At 71.3% G+C, this 17,046-nt stretch carries 15 protein-coding genes; 9 read left to right on the top strand and 6 right to left on the bottom strand.

The window, feature by feature from the left end; genetic code table 11:
* Positions 1-23 precede the first annotated feature (23 nt).
* Positions 24-650, bottom strand: coding sequence for a DUF3043 domain-containing protein (locus tag IE244_RS04485; RefSeq protein ID WP_191871266.1), 627 nt, complete (start codon positions 648-650; stop codon positions 24-26).
* Positions 651-887: 237 nt separating this feature from the next.
* Here IE244_RS04485 and IE244_RS04490 point away from each other — a divergent pair, with 237 nt between their 5' ends.
* A complete protein-coding gene (locus IE244_RS04490) occupies positions 888-1,679 on the top strand; it encodes a PspA/IM30 family protein (RefSeq protein WP_078964031.1) in 792 nt (263 codons plus the stop codon).
* 33 nt (positions 1,680-1,712) lie between these two features.
* A complete protein-coding gene (pspAA, locus tag IE244_RS04495; RefSeq protein ID WP_031173067.1) occupies positions 1,713-1,991 on the top strand; it encodes a PspA-associated protein PspAA in 279 nt (92 codons plus the stop codon).
* Positions 1,992-2,037: 46 nt separating this feature from the next.
* Here pspAA and IE244_RS04500 read toward each other — a convergent pair whose 3' ends face one another.
* A complete protein-coding gene (locus IE244_RS04500; RefSeq protein ID WP_373305706.1) occupies positions 2,038-3,372 on the bottom strand; it encodes a hypothetical protein in 1,335 nt (444 codons plus the stop codon).
* Positions 3,373-3,632: 260 nt separating this feature from the next.
* Here IE244_RS04500 and IE244_RS04505 point away from each other — a divergent pair, with 260 nt between their 5' ends.
* From IE244_RS04505 to IE244_RS04515, 3 genes are all read left to right on the top strand, one after another.
* Positions 3,633-4,862: a sensor histidine kinase gene (locus IE244_RS04505; RefSeq protein ID WP_229853943.1), complete on the top strand. Its 1,230-nt coding sequence runs from the start codon at positions 3,633-3,635 to the stop codon at positions 4,860-4,862.
* The gene (locus IE244_RS04510; RefSeq protein ID WP_191871269.1) at positions 4,859-5,539 is read left to right on the top strand and encodes a response regulator; all 681 of its coding nucleotides are present in this window, start codon (positions 4,859-4,861) and stop codon (positions 5,537-5,539) included. Before IE244_RS04505 ends, IE244_RS04510 begins: the two co-directional genes overlap by 4 nt.
* Positions 5,540-5,697: 158 nt before the next feature.
* Entirely contained in the window at positions 5,698-8,802 is a 3,105-nt protein-coding gene (locus tag IE244_RS04515) for an efflux RND transporter permease subunit (protein ID WP_191871270.1), read from the top strand.
* A gap of 96 nt (positions 8,803-8,898) precedes the next feature.
* On the opposite strand, the gene nadA is transcribed toward IE244_RS04515, so the two are convergent.
* Positions 8,899-10,095, bottom strand: a complete 1,197-nt coding sequence (gene nadA / locus IE244_RS04520) for a quinolinate synthase NadA (protein WP_191871271.1) — start codon at positions 10,093-10,095, stop codon at positions 8,899-8,901.
* Between the two features lie 295 nt (positions 10,096-10,390).
* On the opposite strand from nadA, the gene IE244_RS04525 reads away from it, so the two are divergent.
* Positions 10,391-10,747 (top strand): iron-sulfur cluster assembly accessory protein, encoded by a 357-nt coding sequence (locus tag IE244_RS04525; protein WP_023551351.1) that lies wholly within the window; start codon positions 10,391-10,393, stop codon positions 10,745-10,747.
* 84 nt (positions 10,748-10,831) lie between these two features.
* Here IE244_RS04525 and IE244_RS04530 read toward each other — a convergent pair whose 3' ends face one another.
* Positions 10,832-12,580: an ICP22 family protein gene (locus IE244_RS04530; protein WP_229853944.1), complete on the bottom strand. Its 1,749-nt coding sequence runs from the start codon at positions 12,578-12,580 to the stop codon at positions 10,832-10,834.
* Positions 12,581-12,682: 102 nt separating this feature from the next.
* Entirely contained in the window at positions 12,683-12,892 is a 210-nt protein-coding gene (locus tag IE244_RS04535) for a hypothetical protein (RefSeq protein WP_191871272.1), read from the bottom strand.
* A 130-nt stretch (positions 12,893-13,022) separates the two neighbouring features.
* Between IE244_RS04535 and IE244_RS04540 the strand changes: the two genes are divergently transcribed.
* On the top strand, positions 13,023-13,997 hold the full coding sequence (locus IE244_RS04540; protein ID WP_191871273.1) for a carbohydrate kinase family protein: 975 nt from the start codon (positions 13,023-13,025) through the stop codon (positions 13,995-13,997).
* A gap of 36 nt (positions 13,998-14,033) precedes the next feature.
* Here IE244_RS04540 and IE244_RS04545 read toward each other — a convergent pair whose 3' ends face one another.
* Positions 14,034-15,413, bottom strand: a complete 1,380-nt coding sequence (locus IE244_RS04545) for a cysteine desulfurase/sulfurtransferase TusA family protein (RefSeq protein WP_191871274.1) — start codon at positions 15,411-15,413, stop codon at positions 14,034-14,036.
* 258 nt (positions 15,414-15,671) lie between these two features.
* Between IE244_RS04545 and ctaC the strand changes: the two genes are divergently transcribed.
* Entirely contained in the window at positions 15,672-16,631 is a 960-nt protein-coding gene (gene ctaC, locus IE244_RS04550) for an aa3-type cytochrome oxidase subunit II (RefSeq protein WP_191871275.1), read from the top strand.
* Positions 16,628-17,046: cbb3-type cytochrome c oxidase subunit I (locus tag IE244_RS41740; RefSeq protein WP_229853962.1), on the top strand; the 419-nt coding region annotated here is incomplete at its 3' end. The genes ctaC and IE244_RS41740, both read left to right, overlap by 4 nt.

The following is a 17,046-nucleotide window of genomic DNA, read 5'->3' on the forward strand; positions in this document are numbered from 1 at the left end:
ACCCCCGGTGAAAGCGTCAGCGCTCAGGGCCGCTCTCCGCGCTTGACCTGCGGCTTCGGCAGCCGGAGCCGGCGCATCTGGAGAGAGCGCATCAGGGCGTAGGCGACGGCGCCTCGCGTGTTCTCGTCCGGGAAGCGCTCCTTGAGCCGCTTCTTCAGCCGGAACCCGCTGATCGCCGCGTCCACCACGATCAGCACGATCACCACGAGCCACAGCAGCAGCGCGATCGACTGGATCGCCGGCACCCGCACCACGCTGAGCACGAGGATCACCACGGCGAGTGGCAGGAAGAACTCCGCCACGTTGAACCGCGAGTCCACCCAGTTGCGGGCGAACTTGCGGACCGGGCCCTTGTCCCGGGCGGGCAGATAGCGCTCGTCACCACTGGCCAGCGCCTGGCGCTGCCGCTCCAGGGCCTGGCGCCGGTCCTCGCGCTGGCGCTTCGCGGCCTCCTTGCGGTTGGTGGGCGTCTTGGCCACGCTGCGCCGCTGGGACTGGGCCTCACTGCGCTTGGGCGTGGGCCTGCCCTTCGGGGCCTGCGGGTCACGGGGCTGCTTGGAGAGGACCACCGGCGTCTTGTCGGTGGAGGCCTTCTCGTCCTTGGCACGGCTACGGAACACAAAACCCAAGGGTAAGGGCTGCACCGGCATGGACCCCAGTCCGGCGGGGAACGATCCGGCAACACCGGACGTCTGTAGGGGGACAGAGGGGGCGTTCGGCCAGGGGGGTCACCTACTCCTCACGCCGGAGCGGTACCGTCCGCAGTCGTCCTTGGGGATGAGCGCATCACTCCCCGGACAGTGCGGTAATGGAGTCAGGGCCCGTACTGTGGGTCCTGTCGCAGGATCTGTGAGCTGGAGTCCGTCAGAAGGGGGCGCGCGAAGCCCATGAGCGGTGTCATGAAGCGTATGGGGATGATCTTCCGCGCGAAGGCGAACAAGGCCCTTGACCGGGCCGAGGACCCGCGCGAGACCCTCGATTACTCGTACCAGAAGCAACTGGAGCTGCTGCAGAAGGTGCGCCGCGGCGTCGCCGACGTGGCCACCAGCCGCAAGCGGCTGGAACTCCAGCTCAACCAGCTGCAGCAGCAGTCCGCCAAGCTGGAGGACCAGGGCCGCAAGGCGCTCGCCCTCGGTCGCGAGGACCTGGCCCGTGAGGCGCTGTCCCGGCGCGCCGCCCTCCAGCAGCAGGTCACCGACCTCGAAACGCAGCACGCGACCCTGCAGGGCGAGGAGGAGAAGCTCACCCTCGCGGCCCAGCGCCTGCAGGCCAAGGTCGACGCCTTCCGTACGAAGAAGGAGACCATCAAGGCCACCTACACCGCCGCCCAGGCCCAGACCCGCATCGGCGAGGCCTTCTCCGGCATCTCCGAGGAGATGGGCGACGTCGGCCTCGCCATCCAGCGCGCCGAGGACAAGACGCAGCAGCTGCAGGCCCGCGCCGGCGCCATCGACGAGCTGCTCGCCTCCGGTGCCCTGGACGACCCGAGCGGCATGGCCAAGGACGACATCGCGGCCGAGCTGGACCGGCTCTCCGGTGGTAGTGATGTAGAGCTGGAACTGCAGCGCATGAAGGCCGAGCTGGCCGGAGGCTCGCCGCAGCAGGCGATCGAGGGCGGCACCGGCCAGGGGCAGACCCAGCAGCAGCCGCAGGACACCCCGCGCTTCGACAAGCAGTAGCCCGGCGCCGGGACGCGAGCCGAGGAGGCCGACGTGATCGTACGGATCATGGGGGAGGGCCAGGTGCAGCTGGACGACTCCCACTTCGTCGAGCTGAACAAGCTGGACGACGAGCTGCTGGAGGAGATGGAGAGCGGCGACAGCGCCGGCTTCCGCAGCACCCTCCACGCCCTCCTGGCCAAGGTCCGTGAGCTGGGCCGGCCGCTGCCCGACGACGCGCTGGAACCCTCCGAGCTGATCCTGCCGGCGCCGGACGCGTCGCTGGAGGAGGTCCGGCAGATGCTCAGCGACGACGGGCTGATCCCGGGCTGACCCCGCTGGGGCCGGCCCGGGGCGCACGCCCGGGGCGGGACCCGGGTCAGTTCAGGGTGAACCAGGTGGTGCGGGACTTCTGCCACTCCGGGTGGGTGAGGTCCTTCGCCTCGGTGCCGTCGCCGTAGAGGTCGGCGGCGCCGTCGTCAGTGATCAGCTGCACCCGGGCGCCGGGGGCGCTCAGGTCGGGCACGGAGACGACGGACTCCCAGCCGCCCGCGTCCGCCGTCGGCAGGTCCAGTACCTTCACCGGCCGGTGCCCGGCGACGCCGTCCCAGGAGTACAGGGCGTACGGGTCGCTGTTGTCGTCGGCGGCCCAGGACCCGGCGAGTATCAGGTACTGGCCGGCGTCGTTCCGGCGCAGATCCCGGATGGACAGTCCGCCCAGGTCCAGCTCGATCGGTGTCCCGAAGCTCGCCGCGCCGCCGCGCGCCACCTGGTCCATGTCCGTCACCGGCACGACCAGTGCCTTCCCGCCGTTCTGCGGCGGCACCAGCGGGGCCCGGAAGCCGACGTAGGCCGTGGTGCCGGAGCCGGGGGCGAACTCCAGTCCCTCGACGTTGAAGCCGTCGATCTGCTTGGGGGTCTGCCCGTCGGCCGTGCCGGCCGCGAAGCCGTACCGGTCGCCGTTCGCCTCGTCCCAGGCGACCAGGTCGTCCCGCAGGCGGTGCCCCGCCGTGCCGAAGGTGAGCCGGGTGGCGGCGCCCGACCCGGAGACGGTCGTGGTGAACACGGTGTTCCGGTCGGGCTTGTACACGCCGTCCTTGTTGTTGCCGAGCGATCCCGTCCAGTAGATGGTGTTCCCGACCCGCGCGGCGCCCTCGATGTCGACCTCCTTGTCGGCGCCCAGCGCGCCGTCCAGGTCCCAGGTCCGCACCGGCGCGCCCGAGGCCGCCCCGTCGTACAGACGCAGGGTGTTGTCCTCGTCGTCGCCGACGACGACGTACCCGTCGCCGACGTCCACCGCGGCGGAGGCGTCCGAGGCGCCGGTCAGATAGCGGGCGTCGGCGGAGTGCTGGACGGCCGGGGAGGCCGCGTAGTGCAGGGTGGCCGTGGCCGTCTTGCCGCCGAGGCCCGTCACCTTCAGCGTGAGGTCGGTGTAGCCCTGGGCGCGCGCGGTCACCGCGACGGTACGGGTGCCCGCGGTGCCGGTGACCTGGACGTCGCCGGCGCCGGCCACGCTGCTTCTGCTCGTCCTGGTGGCGCTCACGGTGAGCGCGGAGGCGTCGGCGCCGCTCTGCGCGACGGTGACGGTGGCGACGGGGTCGCCCGTGCTGCCGACGGCGCCCGAGAGGTAGGACGCCGACAGTCTGATCGTCGGGGTGCCGTACGTCACCGCGTGGGCGGCGGTGGTGAGGCCGGTGGCCGCGACCAGAGACAGGGCTGCGGCGGACCAGACCACACGGAGCTGAGGGCGCACGGGGTGCCTTTCGTCGGCGGGATGCTGGCGAGAAGGGTGCGGACGTTCGGCCAACGTGGCTTGACAGTTGACGGTCCGTCGGGCGACCGGGTGCCCAACACCTCGGGGCGATGCGCACCCCGGCGGCCACGGGTCCGTCGTGGCCGGTCGCGCAGGCCCCTTCGGGTCGTCCGGCCCGCTCACCCGTACGGGGCACCGCACGGCACCCGTACTGTTCACCCGTGAGTACCGTCCGCCCTCTCGACCGCGCCCGCTGCAGTCTCAAGGCCCACCCGCTGGCCCTGGACGCGGCCATCGCCGCCGGGGTCCTGGCCTGCATGGTCGCCGGGTCGTTCGTCGTACCGCGTGGCGCGCACGGCGTCACCTGGGGCGTCCGTACGCCCGACCCGCTCAGCCTCCTGCTCATGCTGCTCGCCGCGGCCACCCTCGTCTTCCGCCGCCGCGCCCCCATGACGGTCCTCGCCGTCACCGGCGCCCTCTCCGTGACCGAGTCCGTCACCGGCGACCCCCGCGCCCCGGTCGCGATGTCCGCCGTCGTCGCCCTGTACACCGTCGCCGCGGCCACCGACCGCACCACCACCTGGCGCGTCGGTCTGCTCACCATGACCGTGCTGACGGCCGCCGCCATGCTCGGCGGCCCCCTGCCCTGGTACGCGCAGGAGAACCTCGGTGTCCTCGCCTGGACCGGTATCGGCGCCACCGCCGGGGACGCCGTACGCAGCCGGCGCGCGGTCGTCCAGGCCATCCGGGAGCGCGCCGAACGCGCCGAACGCACCCGCGAGGAGGAGGCGCGCCGCCGCGTCGCCGAGGAGCGGCTGCGCATCGCCCGCGATCTGCACGACGTCGTCGCCCACCACATCGCCCTCGTGAACGTGCAGGCGGGGGTGGCCGCGCATGTCATGGACAAGCGGCCCGACCAGGCCAAGGAGGCGCTGGCCCACGTCCGCGAGGCCAGCCGTTCCGCGCTCGACGAGCTGCGTGCCACCGTCGGGCTGCTGCGGCAGTCCGGTGACCCGGAGGCCCCGACCGAGCCCGCACCCGGTCTCAGCCGCCTGGAGGAGCTGGCCGCCACCTTCCGCAACGCGGGCCTGCCGGTGCGGGTGGTCCGCGCCGACCAGGGCACCGACCTGCCCGCCGCCATCGACCTGGCCGCCTACCGGATCGTCCAGGAGGCCCTGACCAACGTGCAGAAACACGCTGGAGGCGAGGCCCAGGCCGAGGTCAGCGTCGTACGGGTGGGGACGGACGTCGAGGTGACGGTCCTGGACGACGGTGCCGGCGCGGCCGGTGTGCCCGGGGCCGGCGGCGGCCACGGACTGCTCGGGATGCGCGAGCGGGTCGCCGCCGTCGGCGGCACCCTCACCACCGGGCCCCGCTACGGCGGCGGCTTCCGCGTCCATGCGATCCTGCCCCTGAAGACCCGCACCACGGCCCCGGGGGAGTCCGTATGACGATCCGTGTCCTGCTCGCCGACGACCAGGCGCTGCTGCGCAGCGCGTTCCGGGTGCTGGTCGACTCCGAGCCGGACATGGAGGTCGTGGGGGAGGCCTCCGACGGGGCCGAGGCCGTCCGGCTGGCGAAGGAGCAGGGCGCCGACGTCGTCCTCATGGACATCCGGATGCCCGGCACCGACGGGCTCGCCGCGACCCGGATGATCAGCGCCGATCCCTCCCTGGCACAGGTGCGCGTGGTCATCCTGACCACCTTCGAGGTGGACGACTACGTCGTTCAGGCCCTGCGCGCCGGCGCCTCCGGCTTCCTGGGCAAGGGCAGCGAGCCGGAGGAACTGCTGAACGCCATCCGGCTCGCGGCGGGCGGTGAGGCCCTGCTGTCCCCGGCCGCCACCAAGGGGCTGATCGCCCGCTTCCTCGCCCAGGGCGACGTCGACGACGACCGTGACCCCGCCCGCTCCGAGCGGCTCGGCGCGCTCACCGGCCGGGAGCGGCAGGTGCTCGTCCAGGTCGCCGGCGGCCACTCCAACGACGAGATCGCCGAGCGCCTGGAGGTCAGCCCGCTGACGGTGAAGACGCACGTCAACCGGGCCATGGCCAAACTGGGCGCGCGCGACCGGGCCCAGCTCGTGGTGATCGCGTACGAGTCGGGGCTGGTACGTCCAAGGATGGAGTGATCTCCACCCGGGCGTACTGCGGGCGGAGTAGGGCCTGGATAAGGAAATGGACCCTGGGCCTACGCATCGGCCCCCAGCGATGGCTCAGGGTGTTGGGGTGGGCGCTCACCTGCGTCCCTTCGCCGCTTCTGCCGCTCACAGAAGAGAGACCCTGATCCATGTCCTGGCTGTCGAGATTCAGCCTCCGGCAACGGGCCCTGATCGGCCTGATGTCGCTTGTCGCGCTCGTCTTCGGGCTGATCGCGATACCCCAGATCAAGCAGCAGCTGCTGCCCACCATCAACCTGCCCATGGTGTCGGTGATCGCGCCGTACCAGGGCGCCTCGCCCGACGTGGTCGAGAAGCAGATCGTCGAGCCGATCGAGAACAACCTCCAGGGCGTCGACGGCGTCAGCACCGTCACCTCCACCGCCAGCGAGGGCAACGCCGTGATCATGGCGTCCTTCGACTACGACGACGACACCAAGCGGATCGTCTCCGACGTCCAGCAGGCCGTGAACCGGGCCCGCAACCAGCTCCCGGACGACGTCGACCCGCAGGTCATATCCGGTTCCACCGACGACATGCCGACCGTGGTCCTCGCCGCCACCTCCGACGAGGACCAGCAGGCCCTCGCGGACCGGCTCGACACGACCGTCGTCCCCACCCTGAAGGACATCGACGGCGTCGGCCGCGTCCAGGTCATGGGCGTCCGTGACCTCCAGGTCACGGTCAGCCCCGACGACGCGAAGCTCGCGCGGGCCGGCCTCACCCCCGCCGCGCTCGGCCAGGCCCTTCAGGCGGGCGGCGCGACCGTCCCGGCCGGCTCCTTCGACGAGAACGGCGCCAACCGCACCGTCCAGGTCGGTGGCGGCTTCACCTCGCTGAAGCAGATCCAGGACCTGAGGGTCACCGGCGAGGGCGGCGGCAAGCCGGTTCGCCTCGGTGACGTGGCCACCGTCAAGGAGCAGCCGGCCCCGGCCGACTCGATCACCCGCACCGACGGCAGGCCCAGCCTCGCCGTCAACGTGACCATGGACCACGACGGCAGCGCGGTCAGCATCTCCGACGCGGTCAAGGACAAGCTGCCCGGCCTGCGCGAGCAGCTCGGCTCCGGCGCGAAGCTCACGGTCGTCAGCGACCAGGGCCCGGCCGTCTCGAAGTCCATCAAGGGCCTGACCACGGAGGGCGCGCTCGGCCTGCTCTTCGCGGTCCTCATCATCCTGGTCTTCCTGGCGTCGATCCGCTCGACGCTGGTCACGGCCGTGTCCATCCCGCTGTCGGTCGTGCTGGCCCTGATCGTGCTGTGGACGCGCGACCTGTCCCTGAACATGCTCACGCTCGGCGCGCTGACCATCGCCATCGGCCGGGTCGTGGACGACTCGATCGTGGTCCTGGAGAACATCAAGCGCCACCTCGGCTACGGCGAGGAGCGCACCGACGCGATCCTGAACGCGGTGCGCGAGGTGGCCGGCGCGGTCACCTCCTCCACCCTCACCACGGTCGCCGTGTTCCTGCCGATCGGCCTGGTCGGCGGCATGGTCGGCGCCCTGTTCGGCTCGTTCAGCATCACGGTGACGGCGGCCCTGCTGGCCTCCCTGCTGGTGTCGCTGACGGTGGTGCCGGTCCTGTCGTACTGGTTCCTGCGCGCCCCGAAGGGCACCCCCGAGGACGCCGAGGAGGCCCGCCGCCGGGCCGAGGAGAAGGAGGCGAACAGCCGACTCCAGCGCGCCTACGTCCCGGTCCTGCGCTTCGCCACGCGCCGCCGCCTCACCAGCGTGCTGATCGCGATCGTCGTCCTCGTCGTCACGTTCGGCATGGGCGGCCTGCTCAAGACCAACTTCTTCGACCAGGGCGAGCAGGAGGTCCTCACGGTCAAGCAGGAGCTGAAGCCGGGCACGAGCCTGGCCGCCACGGACGCGCAGGCCAAGCGGGTGGAGAAGCTGCTCGCCTCCACGGACGGCGTCAAGGACTACCAGGTCACCGTCGGCTCCTCCGGCTTCATGGCGGCCTTCGGCGGCGGCACGGACACCAACCAGGCGTCGTACCAGGTGATGCTGAAGGACGCGAAGGCGTACGACAGGGTGCAGAAGCACCTGGAGGAGGGCCTGAAGAAGCTCAAGGGCATCGGTACGACCACGGTGTCGGCCGGTGACGGCTTCGGCAACCAGAACCTGAGCGTGGTGGTCAAGGCGTCCGACCCGAAGGCGCTGAGCACGGCCGCGGAGCAGGTCCGCTCCACGGTCGCCGGCCTCGACGACGTCACGGACGTCACCAGCGACCTCGCCACGAGCGTGCCGCGGATCTCGGTGAAGGCCGGCGCGAAGGCGGCGGCGGCCGGGTTCGACGACCAGAAGCTCGGTGCGGCGGTCGCGCAGGCGGTGCGCGGTACGACGGCGGCGAAGGCGATCCTCGACGACACCGAGCGGGACGTCGTCGTGCGGTCGGCGAAGCCCGCGACGACGCTGGCCCAGCTGAAGGCGCTGCGCCTCGGTCCGGTGAAGCTGGGCGACATCGCCACGGTGAAGCTGGTGGACGGCCCGGTGTCGCTGACCCGGATCGACGGTCAGCGCGCCGCGACCATCACCGCCAAGCCGGACGGTGACAACACCGGCGCGATCAGCACCAAGCTGCAGGCCAAGATCAAGGACCTGAAGCTGCCGGCGGGCGCGAAGGCCGAGATCGGCGGCGTGACGTCGGACCAGAACGACGCGTTCAAGAACCTGGGCCTGGCCATGCTGGCGGCGATCGCGATCGTCTTCATGCTGCTGGTGGCGACCTTCCGGTCCCTCGCCCAGCCGCTGATCCTGCTGGTGTCCATCCCCTTCGCGGCGACGGGCGCGATCGGCCTGCTGGTCGCCACCGGCACCCCGATGGGCGTCCCGGCGATGATCGGCATGCTGATGCTGATCGGCATCGTGGTGACCAACGCGATCGTGCTGATCGACCTGATCAACCAGTACCGCAGGCAGGGGTACGGCGTCGTGGAGGCGGTGATCGAGGGTGGCCGGCACCGGCTGCGCCCGATCCTGATGACGGCCCTGGCGACGATCTTCGCCCTCCTCCCGATGGCCCTGGGCGTCACCGGCGAGGGCGGCTTCATCGCCCAGCCGCTCGCGGTCGTCGTCATCGGCGGCCTGATCACGTCGACGCTGCTCACGCTGCTGCTGGTGCCGACGCTCTACGCGATGCTGGAGCTCCGCAAGGAGCGCCGCGCGAAGAAGCGGGCGGCCAAGCGGGAGGCGAAGACCACCGAGCGGGTACGGGAGCCGGCCGGAGTCTGACGGCATGCGAAAGGGCCGGGTCTCGTGCGAGACCCGGCCCTTTCGTGCGTGCCGGGCAGGCCCGTGCCGGGCAGGCCCGTGCCGGGCAGGCCCGTGCTAGGGAAGCGCCAGCATCCGCTCCAGTGCCAGCTTCGCGAACGCCTCGGTCTCCTGGTCGACCTCGATCCGGTTGACCAGGTTGCCCTCGGCCAGCGACTCCAGGGCCCACACGAGGTGGGGGAGGTCGATGCGGTTCATGGTCGAGCAGAAGCAGACCGTCTTGTCGAGGAAGACGATCTCCTTGCCCTCGGGAGCGAAACGGTTCGCCAGGCGGCGGACCAGGTTCAGCTCGGTGCCGATGGCCCACTTGGAGCCGGCGGGAGCGGCCTCCAGGGCCTTGATGATGTACTCGGTCGAGCCGACGTAGTCCGCGGCGGCGACCACCTCGTGCTTGCACTCGGGGTGGACCAGGACGTTCACACCGGGGATGCGGGCGCGCACGTCGTTCACCGAGTCGAGGCTGAAGCGGCCGTGGACCGAGCAGTGGCCGCGCCACAGGATCATCCTGGCCGCCCGCAGCTGCTCCGCCGTGAGGCCGCCGTTCGGCTTGTGCGGGTTGTAGACCACGCAGTCGTCCAGGGACATCCCCATGTCCCGGACGGCGGTGTTGCGGCCGAGGTGCTGGTCGGGCAGGAACAGCACCTTTGTCGTCGAGGGCTCCCCCTGCTCGAAGGCCCAGTCGAGGGCGCGCTTGGCGTTCGACGAGGTGCAGATCGTGCCGCCGTGCTTGCCGGTGAACGCCTTGATGTCGGCGGAGGAGTTCATGTAGGAGACCGGCACGACCTGCTCGGCGACGCCCGCCTCGGTCAGGACGTCCCAGCACTCCGCGACCTGCTCGGCCGTCGCCATGTCGGCCATCGAGCAGCCGGCGGCGAGGTCGGGCAGAACGACCTTCTGGTCGGCGGAGGTGAGGATGTCCGCGGACTCGGCCATGAAGTGCACACCGCAGAAGACGATGTACTCGGCCTCCGGGCGCGCGGCCGCGTCCCGGGCCAGCTTGAAGGAGTCACCCGTGACGTCGGCGAACTGGATGACCTCGTCGCGCTGGTAGTGGTGGCCGAGCACGAAGACCTTGTCGCCGAGCTTCTCCTTGGCCGCGCGGGCGCGCTCGACCAGGTCGGGGTCGGACGGCGACGGCAGGTCTCCGGGGCACTCGACGCCCCGCTCGCTCTTCGGGTCGGCCTCACGGCCGAGCAGCAGCAGGGCGAGCGGAGTCGGCTGCACGTCGAGTTCCGGGGTCTGGGCGGTGGTCACGACACGCACCCTTTCTACTTTTCGTCTAACTGACGCTATCTATCATATCCGGTTCACGTCACTTTGACGATGCCCATAGCGTCCATGTGACGTGAATCCCGCTCCGGTCCGGTGCCCTCCGGTCCGGGTCGCGCCGGGTCCCTCCACAGGCCGCTGCCGGAGCCGACGGCCATGTGCGAGCATGAAGACGGAAGCAAAAAGGCGACAACGTGACTGCCCGGCCCGGAATGAATCCGCGGAAGCGCCGGTTGCACTCGTCGGCAAGCAGTCTCCGTACAACCCGGGAGAGATGTAGATGTCCGTATCGGACGAGACCACCACCGTCACCGACGGCATCATCCTGACCGACGCCGCCGCGGCCAAGGTCAAGGCCCTGCTCGACCAGGAAGGCCGCGACGACCTCGCGCTGCGTGTCGCCGTCCAGCCCGGCGGCTGCTCCGGCCTGCGCTACCAGCTCTTCTTCGACGAGCGCTCGCTCGACGGCGACGTGGAGAAGGACTTCGGCGGGGTCAAGGTCGTCACGGACCGCATGAGCGCTCCGTACCTGGGCGGCGCCACCGTCGACTTCGTGGACACGATCGAGAAGCAGGGCTTCACGATCGACAACCCGAACGCGACCGGCTCCTGCGCCTGCGGCGACTCCTTCAGCTGAGCCGACGGCCCGTCACGGCCTGACGGTCCGGAAAAGGCGGCGGCCCCCCTGCACGGGGGGCCGCCGCCTTCGTCGTGCAGCGGGTCACCGGCGAGGCTGTGCGGACGCGTCCGGGCGCAGCGCGCCGGGCTTGGCCTGCGGGACGGGCCGGCCGTCGTCGCCGACCACCGTCCGCCCGTCCAGCGGCGCGGCCAGCCGTACGGTCTTCACATACTCCTTGGCGATCAGCACGCAGACCTTGTCCGGCCAGGGCCGCTCGGTGACGGTCACGGTCACCCGCTCGGCGCTCTCCCGCGCCGACACCTTGTAGTCGGCGCACACCCCGCCGAAGAAGCTCACGGTCAGCTCCCGGCCGTCGGCCGTGTAGCCGGTCACCTGCACGGTCCGGGTCGTGGGCGCCGCGGACGCCGTCGGCGCGGAGGGTGTGGCCGCCGGGGCCAGAGAGCGGGGATCGACCGCCGGATACGCCACGGTGGACGCGCCCTGACCGGCCGGCTCCCGCACCCCGAACAGCCAGGACGGCACCAGCGTCCGCCGCCCGGCGACGGAGTGCGAGGCCAGCCCGAAGACCGCCTTGTCCACGGTCACCGTCTCGGTGCCCGGATCCGCCCCCTGCCGCGCCACCCCCGTGGACGTCCCGCAGGGCTGTTCCAGCCGGTCCTTCAGCGGCATCGGACTGGCACAGCCGCCGATCCCCATCCGGTGGTCGCCCTTCGGGGCCGCGTTCATCAGCTTCAGTGTCTTCGCGGCGCTCAGCACGGGGTACGTGTCGCCCTCGACGGCGGTCCCCAGCAGGCCGTACCCGCCGACCAGCTCGCCCCGCCGGTCCACGGTCAGACCGGTCGTCCAGCCGTACGTCGGCAGCCCGCCCACCACCGGGTCGGCGTTGACCACCCGCTGGGAGCCCATGACCTGGCTCGCGTCGATCTTCGCGTCGTCCAGACCGGCCGCCTTCAGCACCGGCGCCACCACCTTCTCGGCCGCCGCCACGCTCACCGGAGTGCCGAGGGGAGCCATCGGGTCGTGCATGCAGAGGACTCCCTTCTTGCAGTCGTCGGTGCCCGGCGCGGACCGGCTGTAGCTCCAGCTGCCCGACGCGTCCCGGTTCACCTGGAGGCTCGGCCCGGAGCCGTCACGGCCGCCGACCCGCCAGATCCGCCCCTGGGCCACCGGAGTGCCGTCGACGCCCAGCGCCCGGGCCAGCCGGGCCACCGCGTCCTTGCCGACCTCGCCCTTCGGCGCGTACACCGGCGTGGAGCCGGGACCGGCCGGCAGCTCGCCCCGGGCCACGTACCTCGCCCCGTACGGGTCGGGCTCGCCCGGGGCGATACCGCCCGTGCCCCTGAAGCCGTCCAGGGCGAGCGGCGGGGGAGGGGCACCGTCACCGGCCGTACGGCCCCCGTGGTCACCGCTCGCCGCGAGATAGGCGCCACCGCCGCCCACCAGCAGCACGGCGGCGGCGACGGAGACGACGGCGAGCCGGGACCGGTGCGGCGCGGCACGCCCGCCGTCCGTGCCGTCGGCCTCGGGAGCGCCGGCTTCACGGGAACCGCCGGCACCGTCGCCGTGCGCGTCCCGCGGCGTCGCGGGCGTCGGCTCGGGCTTCCCGGAGTCCTCGGAGCCCTCGCGGCTCCCACCGTCCCCGGCCTGCTCGGAGGCCTCGTGGCTCCCGCCGCTCGCGGTGCTCCCGGCCTGCTCGGAGGCCTCGTGGCTCCCGCCGCTCGCGGTGCTCCCGGCCTGCTCGGAGGCCTCGTGGCTCCCACCGTTCCCGGTGCTCCCGGCCTGCTCGGAGCCCTCAGGGTGCTCGCGGTTCTCGGGTCGCTCGGTGTTCACCGCATCGCTCCTCGCTGGTCGTATCCCGCATCCCCCACCCGGGGGACGGCGATGGGACGCGCGAGGGGAGCGTGCGGTTCCCCGCGGAATGCGCCCGGCGCGTCAGTCGCCGTAGTCCGACATCGCGTCCAGCAGGCGTGCGGACCGGGCAGGGACGGTCACCCCGTGGATCAGGGACGGCGGCACCGGCCGGGACTCGGCGTGCTCGGGAACGGTCCAGTGCCGAGCCATCAGGGCGCAGTCACCCCGCAGCGCGGCGAGGTCGCCCTCCAGGTCGGCCGGGGCGGCGGAACGGAACTTGAGGTTCGTCATGACCGCACGGTAGGCCCGTTCCGGCCCGCGAAGAAACATCTACTATCGGGTAGTTTCGCCAACTACAGCCCCGGCGGTGGAACGGGTAGCGTGAACTGTCAACCCCGCCTCCCGCAGGAGAATCCCCGTCGTGCGCATCGCAGTCACCGGCTCCATCGCCACCGACCACCTCATGACCTTCCCCGGCCGGTTCGCCGACCAGTTCGTCGCGGACCAGCTGCACACGGTTTCGCTCTCCTTCCTGGTCGACAACCTGGAGGTGCGTCGCGGCGGCGTCGGCGCGAACATCGCCTTCGGCATGGGCCAGCTCGGCACCGCGCCGGTCCTGGTCGGTGCCGCCGGCTTCGACTTCGACGAGTACCGGGCCTGGCTCGGCCGGCACGGTGTGGACACCGACTCGGTCCGCATCTCCGAGACCCTGCACACCGCCCGCTTCGTGTGCACCACCGACGCCGACCACAACCAGATCGGCTCCTTCTACACCGGCGCGATGAGCGAGGCCCGCCTCATCGAGCTCAAGACCGTCGCCGACCGCGTGGGCGGCCTCGACCTGGTCCTCATCGGCGCCGACGACCCCGAGGCGATGCTCCGCCACACCGAGGAGTGCCGCTCGCGCGGGATCCCGTTCGCCGCCGACTTCTCCCAGCAGATCGCCCGGATGGAGGGCGAGGAGATCCGGATACTGCTGGACGGTGCGACGTACCTGTTCTCCAACGAGTACGAGAAGGGCCTCATCGAGTCCAAGACCGGCTGGAGCGACGCCGAGATCCTGGCCAAGGTCGGCCACCGCATCACCACGCTCGGCTCGCGGGGCGTGCGGATCGAGCGGGTCGGCGAGGACCCGATCGAGGTCGGCTGCGCCGAGGAGGAGCGCAAGGCCGACCCCACGGGTGTCGGCGACGCCTTCCGCGCCGGGTTCCTGTCGGGACTGGCCTGGGGGGTCTCGCTGGAGCGCGCCGCCCAGGTCGGCTGCATGCTCGCCACGCTGGTCATCGAGACCGTGGGGACGCAGGAGTACCAGCTGCGCCGGGGTCACTTCATGGAGCGGTTCGTGAAGGCGTACGGGGACGACGCGGCGCAGGAGGTGCGGGCTCACCTGCGCTGAGGCGCCGGCCGCCGCTCCTCGCGGCCCCGAGGCCGGTCACCTCGTCCGGCGGACGACGTATGCCGTCCCGTTGTCCGCCGGCTCCTCTCCCACGTACTCCTGCCCCCGCATCTCGCACCACGCCGGAATGTCCAGGCGGGCCGCCTCGTCGTCGGACAGGACCCGTACGGTCCCCCCGACCGGCACCCCGCCGAACGCCTTGGCCAGTTCGATGACCGGGATCGGGCAGCGCTTGCCGAGGGAGTCGACGAGCAGTTCCCGCGGGCCCGCCTGCACGGCGGGCGCCGTCGGCGCGCCCAGCTTCTCCCGGACCCCGGACACCGCGCCCGGCAGCACCGCCAGGAACCGCTCCACGTCCTCCTCGGCCACCCCCGCCGGCAGGGACACCCGCACGTTCCCCTCGCTGAGCACCCCCATCGCCTTCAGCACATGGCTGGGCGTCAGCGTGCTGCTGGTGCAGGACGAGCCGGAGGACACCGAGAAGCCCTCCCGGTCCAGTTCGTGCAGCAACGCCTCGCCGTCGACGTAGAGACAGGAGAAGGTGACGATCCCGGGCAGCCGCCGCTCGGGGTCGCCGACCACCTCCACGTCCGCCACGGTCTGCGGCACCCGGGCCCGGATCCGCTCCGTCAGCTCCCGCAGCCGTACCGCCTCCTGGGCCGCCTGCGCCCGCACCGCGCGCAGGGACGCCGCGGCCGCCACGATCGCCGGGATGTCCTCGAACCCGGGTGCCCGCCCCGACTCCCGCTCGTCCACCGGCCCTTGGGCGGCGAACCGCACCCCCTTGCGGACGACGAGCAGCCCCACCCCGGACGGCCCGCCCCACTTGTGCGCACTGGCCGCCAGCAGCGACCAGTCGCCCTCGACGGGCCCCCACGCCAGCGACTGCGCCGCGTCCACCAGCAGCGGCACCCCCGCGGCCCGGCACAGCTCGGCCACCTCGCCCACCGGCTGCACGGTCCCCACCTCGTGGTTGGCCGACTGCAGACAGGCGAGTGCGGTGTCCGGGCGAAGAGCGGCCGCGTAGCCCGCCGGGTCCACCAGGCCGGCCCGGTTCACCGGCACCTGGGTCACCGTTCCACCGTCCGCCTCAAGCACCTCCGCCGAATGGAGCACGGAGGAGTGTTCGACGGCTGACACGATCAGGTGGCGTCCGACCCGGCGCCGGCCGGCCAACGCCCCCGCGACACCCGCATGGACGGCCCGCGTCCCCGAAGAGGTGAAGGCCAGCTCATCGGCCCGGCACCCCACCGCCTCGGCGGCGGCCTCCCGAGCCGCGTCAAGCAGCATCCGCGCCTTCCGCCCCTCCCGGTAGAGCCGAGCGGGATCGGCCCATCCTTCATCCAAAGAGGCCAACAACGCCTGACGAGCGACGGGATGGAGGGGAACGGCGGAAGCAGCATCAAAGTAGCCCATACGGCAACGCTAAACCGCCGGTCAGGGCAGCGTCCCCAAGGGGCACGAGGAACGGCGCGACCAGCCACAACAGGCCCGCAGCCGCCAATCCAGCGAACCACCCGAGTTAGTAGGCCCCCCTCCCCGCGAACCCCCGGAGGGCGTCGGCTAGGGTTTGGTCCGCATAAACATCCAAACCCCTGCCCGACGCAGGGCGGCGACCGACCAGCGAGAAGGCCGCAGCCGACCGCGCGGGCGAGACTCTCGGGAAGGCGCTACGTGAGTCCCAACGGCTCCGACCGCTCGCCGCGGCGCCCGATGCGGCGGAAGCTGCTGCAGGCATTGACCGCGGGCCTGGTCCTGGCGACCGCAACCGGTTGCACATACAAGGACTTCCCCCGCCTTGGTATGCCCACCCCGACCACGGAAGAGGCTCCGCGGATCCTCTCGCTGTGGCAGGGCTCCTGGGCTGCCGCGCTCGCCGTCGGCGTGCTGGTGTGGGGCCTGATCCTGTGGAGCGCCATGTTCCACCGGCGCAGCCGCACCAAGGTCGAGGTACCTCCGCAGACCCGGTACAACATGCCGATCGAGGCCCTGTACACGGTGGTCCCGATCATCATCATCTCGGTGCTCTTCTACTTCACGGCCCGGGACGAGTCGAAGCTCCTCGATCTCTCCAAGAAGCCCGACGTCACGGTCAACGTGGTCGGCTTCCAGTGGAGCTGGGGCTTCAACTACGTCGAGAACGTCCCCGGTGTGCCCGGCGACGCCAAGACCGACAAGAACCTGGACGCCATCCCGGACCGGTTCAAGAAGGACTTCCCGGCGAACGCCGGCGGTGTCTACGACGTCGGTACCCCGGGCACGCGGAACCCGGAGACGGGCAACCCCGGTCCGACGCTCTGGCTCCCCAAGGGCAAGACGGTCCGCTTCGTCCTGACCTCTCGTGACGTCATCCACTCCTTCTGGGTGGTGCCGTTCCTGATGAAGCAGGACGTCATCCCGGGCCACACCAACGCCTTCCAGGTGACTCCGAACCACGAAGGCACCTTCCTCGGCAAGTGCGCCGAGCTCTGCGGCGTCGACCACTCGCGCATGCTGTTCAACGTGAAGGTCGTCTCCCCGGCGGCGTACCAGAAGCACCTCCAGGACCTCGCCAAGAAGGGGCAGACCGGTTACGTTCCCGCCGGCATCGCGCAGACGAGCCACGAGAAGAACCGGGAGACGAACAACCTGTGAGCATCCTCAACGAACCCCAGGGTGCCGCGGCAGCTGAAGGCTCGTACTCCGACGAGCTGCCGGTCAGGCGCAAGCAGCCCGGCAATGTCGTGGTGAAGTGGCTGACGACCACCGACCACAAGACGATCGGCACGCTGTATCTGGTCACGTCGTTCGCGTTCTTCCTGATCGGCGGCGTCATGGCGCTGCTGATGCGTGCGGAGCTGGCCCGGCCGGGCCTGCAGATCATGTCGAACGAGCAGTTCAACCAGGCGTTCACGATGCACGGCACGATCATGCTGCTGATGTTCGCGACGCCGCTGTTCGCCGGTTTCACGAACTGGATCATGCCGCTGCAGATCGGCGCGCCCGACGTGGCGTTCCCGCGGCTGAACATGTTCGCCTACTGGCTGTACCTGTTCGGCTCGACCATCGC

The sequence above is a fragment of the Streptomyces filipinensis genome (assembly GCF_014649495.1).
Lineage (GTDB): Bacteria > Actinomycetota > Actinomycetes > Streptomycetales > Streptomycetaceae > Streptomyces > Streptomyces filipinensis.